Origin of the sequence: Catellatospora aurea (genome assembly GCF_042663325.1) — a bacterium.
Classification (GTDB): Bacteria; Actinomycetota; Actinomycetes; order Mycobacteriales; family Micromonosporaceae; genus Catellatospora; species Catellatospora aurea.
Map to the genome: position 1 here is coordinate 26,227 of NZ_JBHTAC010000055.1, position 16,002 is coordinate 42,228.

General features: G+C 72.1%; 13 protein-coding genes. 11 read left to right on the forward strand and 2 right to left on the reverse strand.

From position 1 onward, the window contains the following. Window positions 1–10 precede the first annotated feature (10 nt). The 7 genes from ACFQO7_RS33400 to ACFQO7_RS33430 all read left to right on the forward strand — a co-directional run bounded on the left by ACFQO7_RS33400 (window position 11) and on the right by ACFQO7_RS33430 (window position 9,261). Window positions 11–925, forward strand: coding sequence for a hydroxymethylglutaryl-CoA lyase (locus tag ACFQO7_RS33400; RefSeq protein ID WP_376810124.1), 915 nt, complete (start codon window positions 11–13; stop codon window positions 923–925). 92 nt (window positions 926–1,017) lie between these two features. Continuing rightward, on the forward strand, window positions 1,018–1,509 hold the full coding sequence (locus tag ACFQO7_RS33405; RefSeq protein ID WP_376810125.1) for a SigE family RNA polymerase sigma factor: 492 nt from the start codon (window positions 1,018–1,020) through the stop codon (window positions 1,507–1,509). Then, window positions 1,502–2,368, forward strand: coding sequence for a hypothetical protein (locus ACFQO7_RS33410; RefSeq protein WP_376810126.1), 867 nt, complete (start codon window positions 1,502–1,504; stop codon window positions 2,366–2,368). Before ACFQO7_RS33405 ends, ACFQO7_RS33410 begins: the two co-directional genes overlap by 8 nt. Window positions 2,369–2,742: 374 nt before the next feature. Beyond that, window positions 2,743–3,627 carry a chaplin family protein gene (locus tag ACFQO7_RS33415; protein WP_376810127.1) on the forward strand — a complete coding sequence of 295 codons (885 nt, stop codon included), beginning with the start codon at window positions 2,743–2,745 and terminating at the stop codon, window positions 3,625–3,627. Window positions 3,628–3,850: 223 nt separating this feature from the next. Continuing rightward, window positions 3,851–5,371 carry an acyl-CoA carboxylase subunit beta gene (locus tag ACFQO7_RS33420; protein WP_376810128.1) on the forward strand — a complete coding sequence of 507 codons (1,521 nt, stop codon included), beginning with the start codon at window positions 3,851–3,853 and terminating at the stop codon, window positions 5,369–5,371. An 11-nt stretch (window positions 5,372–5,382) separates the two neighbouring features. After that, window positions 5,383–6,528, forward strand: a complete 1,146-nt coding sequence (locus ACFQO7_RS33425; protein WP_376810129.1) for an acyl-CoA dehydrogenase family protein — start codon at window positions 5,383–5,385, stop codon at window positions 6,526–6,528. Window positions 6,529–6,810: 282 nt separating this feature from the next. Further along, the gene (locus ACFQO7_RS33430) at window positions 6,811–9,261 is read left to right on the forward strand and encodes an ATP-binding protein (protein ID WP_376810130.1); all 2,451 of its coding nucleotides are present in this window, start codon (window positions 6,811–6,813) and stop codon (window positions 9,259–9,261) included. Window positions 9,262–9,552: 291 nt separating this feature from the next. Here ACFQO7_RS33430 and ACFQO7_RS33435 read toward each other — a convergent pair whose 3' ends face one another. Next, window positions 9,553–10,023: a MarR family winged helix-turn-helix transcriptional regulator gene (locus ACFQO7_RS33435; protein ID WP_360523542.1), complete on the reverse strand. Its 471-nt coding sequence runs from the start codon at window positions 10,021–10,023 to the stop codon at window positions 9,553–9,555. Window positions 10,024–10,180: 157 nt separating this feature from the next. Here ACFQO7_RS33435 and ACFQO7_RS33440 point away from each other — a divergent pair, with 157 nt between their 5' ends. Both ACFQO7_RS33440 and ACFQO7_RS33445 read left to right on the forward strand, forming a co-directional pair. Then, on the forward strand, window positions 10,181–11,656 hold the full coding sequence (locus ACFQO7_RS33440; RefSeq protein ID WP_376810131.1) for a glutamate-cysteine ligase family protein: 1,476 nt from the start codon (window positions 10,181–10,183) through the stop codon (window positions 11,654–11,656). Window positions 11,657–11,708: 52 nt separating this feature from the next. Further along, entirely contained in the window at window positions 11,709–12,956 is a 1,248-nt protein-coding gene (locus ACFQO7_RS33445) for a CapA family protein (protein WP_376810132.1), read from the forward strand. Window positions 12,957–12,966: 10 nt separating this feature from the next. On the opposite strand, the gene ACFQO7_RS33450 is transcribed toward ACFQO7_RS33445, so the two are convergent. Further along, complete coding sequence (locus tag ACFQO7_RS33450; RefSeq protein WP_376810133.1) at window positions 12,967–14,184, reverse strand: hypothetical protein; 1,218 nt, start codon at window positions 14,182–14,184, stop codon at window positions 12,967–12,969. A gap of 97 nt (window positions 14,185–14,281) precedes the next feature. Between ACFQO7_RS33450 and ACFQO7_RS33455 the strand changes: the two genes are divergently transcribed. Further along, window positions 14,282–14,962, forward strand: coding sequence for a PASTA domain-containing protein (locus tag ACFQO7_RS33455; RefSeq protein WP_376810134.1), 681 nt, complete (start codon window positions 14,282–14,284; stop codon window positions 14,960–14,962). Between the two features lie 79 nt (window positions 14,963–15,041). Then, window positions 15,042–15,998, forward strand: a complete 957-nt coding sequence (locus tag ACFQO7_RS33460) for a PASTA domain-containing protein (RefSeq protein ID WP_376810135.1) — start codon at window positions 15,042–15,044, stop codon at window positions 15,996–15,998. Window positions 15,999–16,002 lie beyond the last annotated feature (4 nt).

Consider the following 16,002-nt stretch of genomic DNA (forward strand, 5'->3'; position numbering starts at 1 on the left):
AGGTGGCCGCATGGGTGCTGTGCTGCCGGACCGGGTGTCGATTCGTGAGGTGGGCCCGCGTGACGGGCTGCAGAACGAGGACCCCGTGCCCACCGCCGACAAGGTCAGGCTGCTCGACGCGCTGAGCGCCACCGGCGTCGGCCGCATCGAGGCGGTGTCATACGTGCACCCCAAGGCCATCCCGCAGATGGCCGACGCCGACGAGGTCTGGAGCACGGCCACGCGTGACCCGAAGGTCCGCTACAGCGCGCTGGTGCCCAACCTGCGCGGCGCCCAGCGGGCCCTGGCCGGCGGCTTCACCGAGGTCGAGGTGGTGGTCTCGGCCAGCGACACGCACAACCGCCGCAACATCAACCGCGCCACCGAGGAGTCGCTGGACGAGATCGCCCAGCTCATCCCGGCCCTGCACGAGGGCGGCTCCACCGCCGAAGTGATCATCGCGACCAGCTTCGGGTGCCCGTACGAGGGGGACGTGGACCCGAATCGGGTGGCCGCCATCGTCGACCGCGTCGTCGCCGACGGGGCGGATCGGGTGGCCTTCGGCGACACCACCGGCATGGGCACCCCGCGCCGGGTCCGCGAGCTGCTGTCGATCGTCCGCGAGCGGCACCCCGACGTGCCGATGCTGCTGCACTTCCACAACACCCGCGGCACCGGCCTCGCCAACATCCTCACCGCGCTGGAGTTCGGCATCACCGAGTACGACGCCAGCGTCGGCGGCCTGGGCGGCTGCCCGTACGCGCCGGGCGCGTCGGGCAACGTGGCCACCGAGGAGGTCGTGCACATGCTGCACGACATGGGCATCGACACCGGCATCGACCTGGAGAAGCTGATCGACGCGGCCCGGCTGGCCGAGCAGATCGTGGGCCGTGAGCTGCCGTCCGGCGTGCTGCGGGCCGGTCCGCGCAGCCGCACCGTGAGCTGATCGGCACGCTGCGCGAATTCCGTACGCAACCGGCCGCCGGGTGCGGGCGTGACTTGTGGGTGACCTGACACCCACCACCGGGGGAGCCCTGGATGTCACCACCCGTGTTCGACGAGTTCTATCTCGGCACCAGGCAGCGGATGCTGCGCTGCGCGTACGCCGTCACCGGGGACGCGCAGGAGGCACAGGACGTCGTGCAGGAGGCGTACGCGCGGGCCTGGCAGAACTGGGGCAAGGTCGCCGGGTACGACGACCCCGAGGCGTGGGTGCGCACCGTGGCGTTCCGGATCGCGGTGAGCCGCTGGCGGCGTGCCCGCAGCATGTTCACCGCGCACCGCCGGCACGGCGGGGAGTCGAGCGCGGCGCCACCGGACGAGAACACCGTCGCGCTGGTGACCGCGTTGCGCGGCATTCCCGAGGCCCAGCGCACCGCGATCGTGCTGCACCACATCGCGGGCCGGTCGGTCGCCGAGATCGCGGCCGAGACCGGGGTGGCCGAGGGCACGGTCAAGGCACGTCTCTCCCGGGGGCGGCAGGCCCTCGCCCACCTGCTCCGCACCGAGACGGGGAACAGCTATGCGTGACGACATCTCCCAGCAGCTCGACGGGTTCGGAGCGGACCTGCCGGCGATGACCTGGGCCTCACCCGAGGAGATCCGCGGCCGGGGGGAGCGCCGCCGCCGCGTGCGCGTCGCGGGCATGACCGCCGCCGGCGTGGTGGCCACCGTGCTGGTCGCGGGCACCGCGTTCGCGCTCGGCGGCGGACCCGGGGAGCCCGATCCCACCCTGACGGCCGGCCCGACGATCACCGCGGCGCCGCAGCTCAGCACGTCTCCTTCGGCCTCGCCCTCGACCCGGCCGACGCCGACCTCGCCGAGTCCCGTAGCGCCGTTCGACACGGTGATCCCGTCGGCCGCCATGCTCCGGGCCGCCGACGTCGGCCCCGCGTACCGGGTGCAGAGCGGCGAGTACCTGGGCGAGAGCCACCGGTACGTCACGGGGTTGTGCCAGGAGAAGGGCCAGTGGGACGGGAAGCCCGGCAGGCCGCAGTCCTCCCCGGAGCGGGACTCGTTCCGGCGGCGGGTGCTGGTGGCGGGCTCGAACGCCATGCACGTCGTGCAGGAGGTGACCGGCTACCCGTCGGCCCGGTCGGCCGGGGAACTGATGGCCCACGAACGGGCCGGGTTCGAGCGCTGCGCCGTTGTGGACCACCGGGAGACCCATGTCGAGTTCGAGATCATCGCGACGGGATTCGCCGGCGACGAGGCGCTGCTGGTCCGGATGACCCCTCGCACGTTGCTGGTGCTGGTGCGTGCGGGCGCGGTGTACGCCGAACTCTCCCTCTGGTTCCCGAGCGCACCCGATGCCGAGGACGTCGCGTTCGCGCGGGACCTCGCGGAGAAGGCGGTGGCACGGATCTGTGCGGCCACTACGGCCTGCTGAAAACGGGCCGTGCCAACAATGACAGGGAGTGACCTATGGTCACTCCCTGTCGGCTATCTGACCCTTGTTGCCTATTTAATCTAGAGCAATTCGGACATAAGCCGTAATTCGTGCAACGAACGGCATTTGCCGCCCTGGGTGATCGGTTCGGCTATCCGTGTCCGAGCAATGGCAGGCTCGTTGACCCTTGCGATGTCATAAATGCCCTATTTGTACGAGCCGAATCAGGTGACTACGGGCGCGCGTCGACAGCCGGAGCAACCGTGCTCCGGTGCGCTCATCGTGCACACAGGACGCTCCGCAAAGTGGCCGTGACATGGCAAGACACTGCATCTCCCCGTGGCAATTCCAGATCGAAAGGCACTGCGATTCACATGACTGCGACTTCGCTGGGCACGTGGACCAAGACGTCCGTGAAGGTCGGCGTCCTGTCCGCCGGCGTGCTGCTCATCGGCGGTACGGGCGCGCACGCGGCCGACAACTGGAACTCTTCCTTCAACAGCGGTATCGGCAGCGGCAATCAGATCAAGCTGCCGGTGCAGGCCCCGATCAACATCTGCGGGATCGCCATCGGCATCCTGGGCAACGCCAACGCCAGCTGCACCGGCGGCAGCGAGGCCAACTACGGCGAGGACGCCCTCGCCACCGACTGGAGCAGCCTCGGCAACTCGGGCATCCTGAGCGGCAACCAGGTGCTCGCGCCGATCCAGGTCCCGATCGACGCCTGCGGCGTGGGGGTCGGGGTGCTCGGCAACGCCAACGCGTGGTGCGTCGGCGGCTCCGAGGCCAACCTGCCCGGCGAGCCCGGCGACAACAACGAGGACCCGTACCCGCAGCCCTACGGCGAGCCGAACTGGCACAAGCACAAGAACAAGAAGAAGGACTTCGTGTCCACGGCGGCCCCGATCGAGAGCACCGTGGCCGAGAGCTCCCCGCTGGACGTCATCACCGGCCTGCTGCCGATCAACGGGCTGACCAGCGGCCTGACCAGCGCGGTCGGCAACACCAGCGCCAGCGTCGGCATCGGCGCGAAGCAGCAGCAGCTGATGAACCAGCGCAAGAACAAGAAGTGGCAGCACTCCGCGCCGAGCACCTGCGAGCTGAACTGGAACACCTTCGGCAACTCGGGGATCCTGAGCGGCAACCAGGTGTTCGTGCCGGTCCAGGCCCCGATCGACGTGTCGGGCGTGGCCGTGGGCGCGCTGCTGGGCAACGCCAACGCCTCCAGCGTCGGCGGCTCCACCGCCAACTTCTGCTGACAGATCCTCCCCACCGGAAAGGGCCGGCGCGGACGCGCGCCGGCCCTTTCGCGTACCCCCACCTGCCGCAACTCTTAAAGACTTGCCGCATCCAGGGATGTCGGAGGCCGCGACTCCTTAAGAGTTGCGGCAGGGGGTGGGGCGGTCGGGGGAGGCGGGGTGTCTCACATGGTGGTAGCCTAACGATCGTTCAGGTTTTGTCGGTGGGAGGAGAGGCGTCGGTATGCACGAGGGGCTGGATGAGCTGAGAGAGCGCATCGGGGCCGGTGGGGCGCCGAAGTACCACCAGGCCAATGAGGCCAAGGGCAAGCTCTTCGCGCGCGAGCGCATCGCGCGGCTGGTGGACAAGGGCTCGTTCGTCGAGGACGGGATCTTCGCCAACGCGCTGGCGCACGGGCTGCCCGCCGACGGTGTGATCACGGGTCAGGCGACCATCGACGGCCGCCCCGTGTGCCTGATGGCCAACGACTCCACGGTCAAGGCCGGCAGCTGGGGCGCGCGCACCGTCGAGAAGATCATCAGGATCATCGAGCGGGCGTACGGCCAGGGCGTGCCCATGGTCTACCTCGTCGACTCCGCCGGGGCGCGCATCACCGACCAGGTCGACCTGTTCCCCGGCCGCCGGGGCGCGGGCAACATCTTCTACCAGCAGGTGAAGTCCTCGGGCAGCATCCCGCAGGTGTGCGCCCTGTTCGGGCCGAGCGCCGCGGGCGGCGCGTACATCCCCGCCTTCTGCGACGTCGTCGCTATGGTCGACGGCAACGCCTCGATGTACCTGGGCTCGGACCGCATGGTCGAGATGGTCACCGGCGAGAAGACCACGCTGGAGGCGATGGGCGGCGCGAAGGTGCACACCGAGCAGTCCGGCGTAGGCCACTTCCTGTGCAAGGACGAGGACGAGGCGCTCGGCGTGGTTCGGCGATACCTGTCCTTCCTGCCCGCCAACTGGACCGAGCAGCCGCCCGCGCTGGAGCCGATGCCCGCGCCGGAGACCGACCTTGCCGCGATCGTGCCGGAGAGCGAGCGCCGCGCGTTCGACATGCGCAAGCTGGTCAAGGGTCTGCTCGACGGTGGGGAGTACTTCGAGATCCAGGCGCGCTGGGCCAAGGAGCTGACGGTCGGCTTCGGCCGGCTCGACGGCCAGGTCGTGGGCGTCGTGGGCAACAACTCGTTGCACAAGGGTGGGGTGCTCTTCGTCGACTCCGCAGACAAGGCGAGCCGCTTCGTGCAGCTGTGCGACGCGTTCAACGTGCCGCTGCTGTTCCTGTGCGACGTGCCCGGCTTCATGGTCGGCAGTGCCGTGGAGAAGCAGGGCATCATCCGGCACGGCGCGAAGATGGTCACCGCGATCAGCGAGGCGACCGTGCCGAAGATCTGCGTCGTGGTGCGCAAGGCGTACGGCGCCGGCCTGTACGCGATGGCCGGGCCCGGCTTCCTGCCCGAGGCGACCATCGCGCTGCCCACCGCCAAGATCGCCGTCATGGGCGCCGAGGCCGCGGTGAACGCCGTCTACGCCAACAAGATCGCCGCGATCGAGGACGAGGCCGAACGGGAGGCGTTCATCGCCGCCAGGCGCGCCGAGTACGAGACCGACATCGACATCGTCCGGCTCGCCAGCGAGCTGGTCATCGACACGATCGTGGAGCCCGATCGGCTCCGCGACGAGCTCATCCAGCGGTACCGCGCCGCACAGGGCAAGGACCGTCACTTCTCACGCCGCCGACACGGCGTGACTCCCGTTTGAGAGAGGCCGTGATGACCGATTTCGGGCTGTCCGAGGAGCACCGCGAGCTGCGCGACACCGTGCGCCGCTTCGCCCAGGACAAGGTGGCGCCGGTGATCGGCGACCTGTACGAGCGGCACGAGTTCCCGTACGACCTGGTCCGCCAGATGGGCGAGATGGGGCTGTTCGGGCTGCCCTTCCCGAGCGAGTTCGGTGGGATGGACGGCGACTACCTCGCCCTGTGCATCGTGCTGGAGGAGCTGGCCCGGGTCGACTCCTCGCTGTCCATCACGCTGGAGGCGGCCATCTCGCTGGGCGCGATGCCGATCTACCGGTTCGGCAGCGACGAGCAGAAGAAGCGCTGGCTGCCGGCCCTGATCAAGGGTGAGGCGCTGGCCGGGTTCGGGCTCACCGAGCCGGGCGCGGGCTCCGACGCGGGCGGCACCCGCACCACGGCGCGGCTGTCCGAGGACGGCACCGAGTGGATCATCAACGGCAGCAAGGCGTTCATCACCAACTCTGGCACCACGATGACCAGCCTGGTCACCGTCACCGCGCGGACCGGCGAGAACGAGATCTCCTCGATCATCGTGCCGTCGGGCACGCCCGGCTTCACGGTCGCGCCCGGCTACTCCAAGGTCGGCTGGTGCAGCTCGGACACCCACGAGCTGACCTTCACCGACTGCCGGGTGCCGGTGGAGAACCTGCTGGGGCAGCGGGGCCGCGGCTTCGCGCAGTTCCTGCAGATCCTGGACGAGGGCCGGATCGCCATCGCGGCGCTGTCCACGGGCCTGGCCCAGGGCTGCGTCGACGAGTCGCTCAAGTACGCGTCGCAGCGGGAGGCGTTCGGCCACACCATCGGCTCGTACCAGGCGATCCAGTTCATGATCGCGGACATGGAGACGCGCGCCCACACCGCGCGGCTGGCCTGGCGCGACGCGGCGCAGCGGCTGGTCGCGGGCGCGGACTTCAAGCGCCAGGCCGCCATCGCGAAGCTGCACGCCAGCACCGTCGCGGTGGACAACGCCCGGGACGCCACGCAGATCCACGGCGGGTACGGCTTCATGAACGAGTTCCCGGTCGCCCGCATGTGGCGCGACAGCAAGATCCTGGAGATCGGCGAGGGCACCTCCGAGATCCAGCGCATGGTCATCGCGCGGGACCTGGGCCTGCGCTGACGGGTGCGGGTGAGGCCCCCCGTGGGCCTCACCCGCACCGCGGTCTCCGGCCGCTGTGGCGACCGGAGACCCCCCCGTCGGTGTCGGGTCATGTCACGGCAGCCGCAGAGACATGTCGATGTCTGAAGACACGCGTTGTCCGGGCGGAAGGTTGCGCATGTCGGCCGTCCGACACCGGTCATCGGAAGGGTTGCGGTGTGACATCGGTCATGTCCGGCGAGTGCGCCAAAAAGTAGACGCTCGACTCCCACGTTCGGCTTCTGATGCGTAGTCTTTGCGGCCATGGCCCCAGGTCACCCGGTTCACGTTGAGGCCGCCGACGCGTCGGCGGCCTCCTTCAGCGCGCTCCTGCGCGCGCACCGGGACACCGCACGGCTGACCCAGTCGGAGCTCGCCGCGCGAGCCGGGCTGGGGGTGCGCACTGTCCGGGATCTGGAGCACGGCCGAGCTTCGCGACCCCAGCGCAGCACGGTCGAGCTGCTGGTCGGCGCGCTGGGGCTGACCGGCGACGAGGCTGCGGAGTTCTACTCGGCCGCCCGCGGCCAGCTCCCGCCACAGCCCAGGCCCGCGGCGTACACCCTGCCCACGCCGCCGGAGCTGCACGGCCGGGCCGAGGAGTCGGCCGCGCTCGGGGCGCACCTGGTCGCCCAGCCGGGGCTCACCACCCTGGTGGGGCTCGCCGGGGTCGGCAAGAGCGCACTGGCGATCAGCGTCGCGCACCGGATGCAGCCGCACTTCCCGGCCGGCGTCGGCGCGATCAGCGTCGCGGCGGGCGACACCGTCACCGACGTCCGCGACGTCGTCTGCGCGGTGCTCGGCGTCAACCGGCCGGCCGACCTGCCGGCCCGGCTGGAGCAGCCGGTGCTGCTGATGGTGGATGCGGTGGACCGCTCCCCGGACGCGTTCCGGATCGTGCTGGCGGAGCTGCTCGCGGCCGCGCCCACGCTGCGCGTGCTCGCCTCGGCTCGGGCGCCGCTGGGGCACGCGGGCGAGCAGGTGTGGCCGCTGGGCCCGCTGGCACTGCCCCCCGCCGGGACGCGGGTGCTGGCCGAGGCGGAGCGGCACCCGGCGAGTGCGCTGTTCCTGGCCAGGTGGCGGCGGGTGCGCCGCGCTCCGGCCGACGTCGAGGTGGAGGCACTGGTCACGCTGGTACGCCGCCTCGGCGGGCTGCCCCTCGCCATCGAGCTGGCCGCGGCCCGCGGCCGGGTGCTCGACCCCGCGGAGATGCTCGCCCGGTACGGCAACCGGCTGCTGGAGCTGGGCAGCGCCGACGTGGCCGCGTCGCCGCTGGTGACCCTGCGCGACGTGGTGACGGCCAGCTACCGGCTGCTGGAGCCCGCGCAGCGGGAGGCGCTGCGGCGGCTGGCCGTGTTCGGCTACCGCTGGTCCGTGGAGCTGGCCGAGGACCTGCTCGGCCCGCAGGTCGACGTGGTGCCGGTGCTGGAGCGGCTGGTCGAGCTGGGGCTGGTGCAGGTGCGCGGCTCGGGGGCGTTCCGGTTCGTGCTGCTGGACGTCGTGAAGGAGTACGCCACCGAGCAGGCCGAGGTGGCCGGGGAGCTGGCCGAGGCACGCCGGCAGCACGGGGTGGTCTTCGCCCGGTTCGCCGCGCGCACCGCGCCGACGATGGTGGGGTCCACGTTGGCCGCGGCGGTGGCCCGGTTCGACGACGTGGCCAGCGACCTGTGGGCGGCGCTGGCGCACGCTGCCGAGCACGACCCGCACACCGCGCTGTGCCTGGCGTCGAACCTGCCCCGCTGGTGGCGCTTCCGCGGCCGGGACCAGCAGGGCAGGCAGTGGCTGCTCCGGCTGCTCGACGACCCGCGCACCGCCGACGCGGACCCGATCATGCGGGCCTGGGCGAACCTGGGCGTGGTGCAGCTCGCGGCCGAACACGGCGCGGGCCGGGCCGAACTCGACCGGGGCGAGGCCGCGCTCGCGGCGTTCCTGCTGGTGGGGGATGTGACCGGGGAGCTGGCGGCGCGCGGCGTGCTGCAGGTGGTGCACCAGAGCGCGGGGGAGTACGACGACGCTCGCCGCCACGGTGAGGCGACCCTCGCACTGGCCACCCGGACCGGCCGGGTGGGCGACATGGCGGTGGCCCAGCACAACCTGATCTGGCACGACCTGCGCGAAGCGGATCTCGCCGCGGCGCAGCGGCGGCTGGCCGCGGTGGACCGGCTGTCTGCCAGGTCCGGGGAGCACAAGCTGCGGGCGCTGGCGCGGGCCAACCTGGCCGAGGTGCTGCGCCTGGACGGCCGCTACGACGAGGCGGTGCGGGTGGGGCTGCAGGCCGTGGAGATGCTGGCCGAGGTCGGCAACCCCGGTGAACGCCGGCGGCTGGTGGGTGTGGTGGGGCTGGCGTACGCGCAGGGCGGGCGGCTGGAGGAGGCGGAGAAGACGCTGACCGACATGCGTGCCGCGCTGCTGGAGGAGTCCGGACCGGAGACCGACGTGCCCGGCTCGGTCGAGCCGGAGGAGGACTGGCACTGCGCCATGATCGAGGCCACGGTGGCCTGGCAGCGGGGTCACCGCACGCTTGCGGCGTCGTGGTTCGCGGCGGCGGCGCGGTTGACCAGCGGTCTCCACGACCGGCGGGACACCATGGAGGCGCTCGTCGGGCTGGCGGCGACCAGCGACGAGCCGGCCGAGGTCGTGACCCGGCTCTACGTGCTGCGGGACAGCACGGGCATCTCGCTCACGCCACGGGCATTGGAACTGCTCAGCCACCTCTGATCGGTGGCGGGGCCGTAGTGCTGTGCTCGGCGCGGGCGGCCCCCCGACGGATGATGTCCCTCCGCGGCCCGCCGTGGCGAACCGCGCCCCCCGCCGTCTCCGCCCGCGCCGATGCAGCTCCTGTGCCGGACCGCCGACCAGCCTGACCGGCCTGCCGTCCCGCCACAGGGCCATGACGCTAGCAGCCAGGTTCACCCGATTCGGGGCTTAAACCGTCCTTTCTGGCAGGACCGTGGCACTTCTGCCGCCGGTTCTGCCGCAGCGGCAGCACCACCCCGCCGCATCCGGTCTTCACTGGTCATGCACGCCCGCGGTCGCCTCGGGGCGGACCGCGTCGCGCACCACGCGCAGCCCGACGAGCAGGCCGTGCAGCTGGCGCTGGGTGAGCGGGCCGATGAGCCATTCGTCAAGCAGTTCCAGGTGGCCGGGGACCGTCTCCTGCAGGCGGGCCAGGCCTTTGCTGGTGAGTGCGGCATACGAGCTGCGCCGGTCGATGTCGCAGGGAACCCGGCAGACCAGGGCCTCCCGCTCGAGCCGATCGATCATGCGGGTCACCCCGCTCGTGCTCATCGCGGTCTGTCGGGATAGGTCGGTCATGCGGAGTCGCCGCGCGGGAGAGCGGGCCAGCCGCACCAGCACTTCGAACTCGACAGGTGCCAGGCCGTGCGCGGCGAGCTGCTCCGCGCAGAGGGTGTTGAGGCTGGTGAACGCCTCTGTCAAAAGGCCCATGGCGGTGAGCCTCGAATCCTCGAGTAGCTCCATTTGCGCATCGTATATGGAGAGATGGCACATTTGTTGCCCTTCGTTTCCCGCAGAGTGGGACGACGGGTGTGCCAATCGGGACGACCACCCGATACGACTGTCGCCCGCGAACCGTACTCTGAGGGTTCGCTTGGTCACCGTGTGTCGGGGAGGGCTCATGGGCAAGGACGTTTCGCTGCAGACGTTCACCCGCCAGGAACGCGAGCACTACCGCCAGAAGGTCAGACGCTGCCTGGACGTGTTCGCGTTGATGCTCAACGACTTCAGCTTCGACGCCGACCATCCGACCACCGGGCTGGAGATCGAGCTGAACCTCGTCGACCCGGAGCACCTGCCGACGATGGTGAACGAAGAGGTGCTGCACGACCTGGCCGATCCGCAGTTCCAGACCGAACTCGGCCGGTTCAATCTGGAGCTGAACGTGCCGCCCCGGCTCATCTCCGACGATGGCCTGGTCCAGTACGAGCAGCAGATCATCGAGAGCCTGCGCCGCGCGGACGCGCACGCGCGCAAGCACGACGCGTCCGTGCTGACCATCGGCATCCTGCCGACGCTCACCACCGACCACGCGGTCGCCGAGAACCTGTCCGTCAACGGGCGCTACCGCTCGCTCAACGAGGAGATCCTGGCCGCCCGCGGCGAGCAGATCGGCGTCGACATCCGGGGAGCCGACCGGCTGCGCATCCGCACCGACTCCATCGCGCCCGAGGCGGCCTGCACCAGCCTGCAGTTCCACCTGCAGGTGTCGCCTGCGGAGTTCGCCGCATACTGGAACGCCTCGCAGGTCATCGCCGGGGTGCAGGTCGCGGTCGGGGCCAACTCGCCCTACCTGTTCGGCCACCAGCTCTGGTCGGAGACCCGGATCGCGCTGTTCGAGCAGGCCACCGACACCCGCCCCGACGAGCTGAAGGCCCAGGGCGTACGGCCCCGGGTGTGGTTCGGCGAGCGCTGGGTCACCTCGATCTTCGACCTGTTCGAGGAGAACGTGCGCTACTTCCCGCCGCTGCTGCCGATCGCCGAGGAGGAGGATCCGCTGGCCGTGCTGCGCAGCGGTGGGGTGCCCCGGCTCGGCGAGCTGCGCCTGCACAACGGCACCATCTACCGCTGGAACCGGCCGGTGTACGACATCATGGGCGGCCGCCCGCACCTGCGCGTTGAGAACCGGGTGCTGCCCGCCGGCCCGACCGTGGTCGACATGCTGGCCAACGGCGCGCTCTACTTCGGCCTCGTCCGCGCGCTGGTCGAGGAGGACCGGCCACTCTGGACGCAGCTGCCGTTCAGCGTGGCGCAGGACAACTTCCACGCCGCCGCCCGCCGGGGCATCGCCGCACCCGTGTGGTGGCCGCGCCTCGGCGAGATCCGGGTGACCGACCTGGTGCTGGAGATGCTGCTGCCCAAGGCCGCCGAAGGGCTCGACCGGTTCGGCGTCGACCCGGCACAGCGGGACCGCCTGCTCGGCATCATCGAGCAGCGCTGCCTGCTCGGGCGCAACGGCTCGACCTGGCAGGTCGACACGGTGCGGGCGCTGGAGGCGAAGGGCGCGACCCGGCCTGCGGCGCTGCGGGCCATGGTCGGCCGGTACGCCGAACATCAGCGCACCAACGAACCGGTGCACACCTGGCCCGTGGGCTGACTCGGCCTGACAGCGGATGGTGTGACCGTCGACCTCGGGGGAGGGTGCAGCCGTGACGGGTGACCGTAGTGACGTCAGTCCCTGGGCGCTGACGGCGATCCTGGCCATGCTGCTGGCCGTGGTCGCCGCCGCGGCGCTGCCGCCGTGGCTGCCTGGCGGGGCGCCGCAGCCTGCCTCGACGCAGGTCCTGCCGACGGCGAGCGTGCCGGTGCCGCGGCCCGCGCCGAGCAGCACGGCCGCGCCTGGCCGCTCGGCGGAGCCCTCACCCAGCCCGTCAGCTGGCGGGACGTTCGTGCCGCGTACGTTCACTGTCGTCGGCAGCGGGGACGTGCTGCTGCACAACGGCCTCTGGCGGCAGGCGCAGCGCGACGCGGGCGGGCGCGGCTACGACTTCGCGCCGCTGCTGAAGGGCGTACGCCCGGTGATCGAGGCGGCCGACCTGGCGATCTGCCACCTGGAGACGCCGCTGGGCGGCCCGCAGGGCCCGTTCACCGGATATCCGATCTTCAAGGTGCCGCCGCAGATCGTGCCCGCCCTGCAGCAGACGGGCTACGACGCCTGCTCCACCGCGTCCAACCACTCCCTGGACGGCGGCGAGGCGGGCATCCGGCGCACGCTGGCCGCATTGGACGCGGCCGGGATCGCCCACGCGGGCATGGCCCGCAGCCGCGCCGAGCAGGACAAGCCCACCATCGTCACGGTGCGCGGGGTGCGGGTGGCGCTGCTGTCGTACACCTTCTCCTTCAACGGGCTGACCCGGCCCAGGGGCAAGGAATGGCTGGTCAACTCGCTCGACCCGCAGCGCGTCCGGCAGGCGGCGGTCCGGGCCCGGCGGTCCGGGGCCGAGGTCGTCATCGTGTCGATCCACTGGGGCACCGAGTATCAGCAGCGCCCCAACGAGCAGCAGGTGTCCGTCGCCCGGCAGCTGCTGCGTGACGGTGCGGTGGACCTGATCCTCGGCCACCACGCGCACGTGGTGCAGCCGTTCGAGCGGATCGAGGGCCGCTGGGTCGCCTACGGCATGGGCAACCACGTCTCGAACCAGAGCTTCTCGGACGTCACCCGGGACGGGGTGATCAGCCGGTTCACCTTCGTGGAGACGGCGCCCGGCCGGTTCACCGTGTCCGCGGCCGCGGCGGTGCCGACGTACATGCAGCTCGACGGTGGCCCGGTCCGGGTGCTGCTGGTGACGGCGTGCCCGACCGCCCGCCGTGCGGCCTGCCGTGCCAGCGGGGAACGCTCCGCCCGGGTGCTGCGCTCGCGCGGTGCGGGCAGCGCGGGCCTGGTCGTCGTGCGTTGAGGTACGGGGGTCAGCGCTTCTTGCGAGGCTGCTTCGGGCTCGGCGCGTCCGCCGCGGGGGAGGCGGTGTCGCCGGTGCCGACCGGTGTGCCGGTGGTCGGCTCGTCCGCCGGCTTCTCGGCGGTCGCCTGGGCGGCCTTCGCGACGGAGGCCCTGCCCTGAGCGGGCTTGGCAGCGGCGTCCTTGGCGGCCGCGGGCTTGGCGGCGGCGTCCTTGGCCGTCGCGTCCTTGTCCGCGGCGGACCGGTCCGGGCCGGTCTGCGCGGGCACGGCCGGCGCCGGCACGGCGTCCCAGCCGGTGTACTGCGGCGGGACCGGCGCGTCCGCGGCCGGCACGGGGCGCGGGCGGCGCGGGCCGCAGAGCACCAGCGCGAGCACCGAGCCGAGCAGCCCGGCGAACACGGCGTACGGCGCCACCAGGTATGCCGACAGCTGCTCGGGCAGCGCGCCGGTCAGCTTCGGCGCGGCCAGCAGGTAGGCCACGGCGACCAGGGCCGGTCCGGCGGCACCGGAGAGCGCCACCCCCGCCTGGGCGTCGCGGCGGCGGGCCGCGGGCAGCGCGGCCAGGAATCCGATCAGCACGGCGGCCACCGCGGCGATGGCCGCGCCGGGCAGGTAGACGCTGCGGAACCAGGGCCCGTCGGTGGTGACCGGCCAGGAGCCGAGCTGCGCCACGACGGAGTCCCGTCCGGCCGCGATGCCGTCGGCCACCGCGGTGACTGCGAGCAGCCACAGCCAGCCGCCGGTGGCCAGCACATTCGCGGCGATCGAGCGCGCGATCAGGGCGGCCACGGCGACGAACAGGCCGAGCAGCACCCCGGCGATCGCGTATCCGCCGACGATCAGGTGCGGCGCGAACGTGTCCGCGCGTACGGCAACCCGGGCCGGCACCGCGGTCAGTGCGACGACGACCAGGCCGCCCAACGCCGCGGCGATGGACAGCGCGGCACGGCGCAGCACGCGGACCGCTGTCGACGACTGGACAGTCGGGCGGCCGACACGATCGGCCACAACGGCACCGAGCACCACCGACAGGGCGGAAATCCACACCGTCCAGGCCAGACTCGCCAGCCACGCGGCCTCGTCGCCACCGTGCACGGTGGGCACCCAGGAGAAGACCCCCAGGCCGTATCCGACACCCAACTGCGCTGCTCCCGCCGCGGCGGCAACGCCCACCGCGACGGCGACGGAGCTCAGTCCCAGCCGCGTACCCGGGCCCTGAAGTGACATGACGCGAGCGTATAGCAATGCGAGGGCGGTTCGTGTGAACGGTTTACTCTCGTTGCGGCGTAGCGTTCGCCGGGCGTACCCGAAAGAGGAGAGCATCATGACCGACCCGTGGGCACAGACGGCGCCGCTGACGCCGCAGCGACCACGTGGGTTCAGCCCCGGCACCGTCGCGATCCTGGCGACGGCCACGGTGCTGCTGGCCGTCGCGGGTCTCGCGATCGGATGGTTCGTCGCCGGCGACGGCGAGCCGAACGCCCAGCCCAGCGCCACCCCGTCCGTCGCCGTGTCGGCGGAGGCGAGCCCGTCCCCGAGCGAGGCGCCCTCGCCGACCCCGACGGTCGAGCCGAGCACGGCCTCGCCCGCGCCGGACGGCCCCCGCATGCCGAACGTGGCCGGACAGGACTTCCAAACCGTTCGCCGCCAGCTCATCGCGGATCTGAAGGTGACCGTGAACGTCGTCTTCGACCAGGAGGGCGAGGCGGGCCAGATCACGAAGACCGAGCCCGCCGCGGACGCCCCGGTGCGGGCCGGCACGAGCGTGAAACTCTTCGTCGCCGGGCCGATCATCGACGTCGATGTGCCGACACTGGTCGGCACGTCCTGCGAAGAGGCGAAGAAGGCGCTGGTCGGGGCAGGTCTGCGAGTCGGACCGTACCCGGCCGAGAAGGTCGGCACGGTCACCGCGGCCACCGCGGAGGCCGGCACGAAGCTCAAGTGGAACACCGAGGTGTCGCTCACCTGCGAGACCGCCCCGCCGCCCTCTCCGGCCGCAGGCTGATCGACGGTGCGTGGCGTGCCCGGCACGCCACGCGCCCAGGTAAGGCTTAACCGACCCGGCGACGTGGTAGGACCTCAGCATGTCCGATGAGCAGCGGCACGACGACAACGACCCGGCGGCGCGGGGGAGCGGCCCCGGGTCGTCCCCCTCCGACGAGACCGCCCCGATGGCTGCTCACCGGCGCGACGACGAGCCCCGGCCCGGCGACGAGCCGACGACGGTGCTGCCGGCCGGTGGCCAGGGCGGCGACGAGGCGACGACTGCGCTCCCCACGGGCGGCAGGCCCGGCGACGACGCCACGACCGTGTTCCCCGCGGGTGGGGGCCCCGGTGACGAGGCGACGACCGTACTACCCGCGGGCGGGCCCGCAGCGGTGCCTCCCGGCGGCGAGCCGACCTCGGTGCTGCCGCCCGTCGGCGGTCGGCCCGTGCCGCCGGACGAGCGCACCTCGGTGATGCCCGCCCAGGACGTCTGGACCGGCCGGGCGGGCGTGCCCACCCCGGAGCCCCGGTCGATGCGCGACGCCACCCCGCCGCCCGGCATCGAGTACGGCGAAGGCCAGCGCACCTGGCGAGCACCGCTGATCATTATCGGGATCGCGCTACTGCTGCTGGCGCTGTTCGCGGTGGCGGCCTGGTTCGTGCTACGCGGCACGGGACCCACGCCGGCGCCGAGCGCGTCGCCGACCCCGGCGCTGACCACTGCCGCGCCCACCAGCGCTGCCCCGAGCCCGTCGGCGTCGGTGTCACCGTCGCCGGAGGTGTCCGCCGTCCCGGTGCCGGGGAACCTGGTGGGCCTGTCGCAGCAGGAGGCCATCGACGCGCTGAACGCGGTGGGCCTGAACCCGCGCATCAGCGTGCGGATCACCGGCGACGCCGATCCCGGCACCGTGGTGGACGTGGAGCCGGAAGCGGGCACGCTGCTGGAACCCGGGTCGACGGTGACCATCGTGGTGGCCTCGGCGCCGACCAGCCCGTCGCCGGAACCGAGCCCCAGCGCGGAGGCGAGCCCGAGCCCCGACGGCGACGAAGACTGACCGG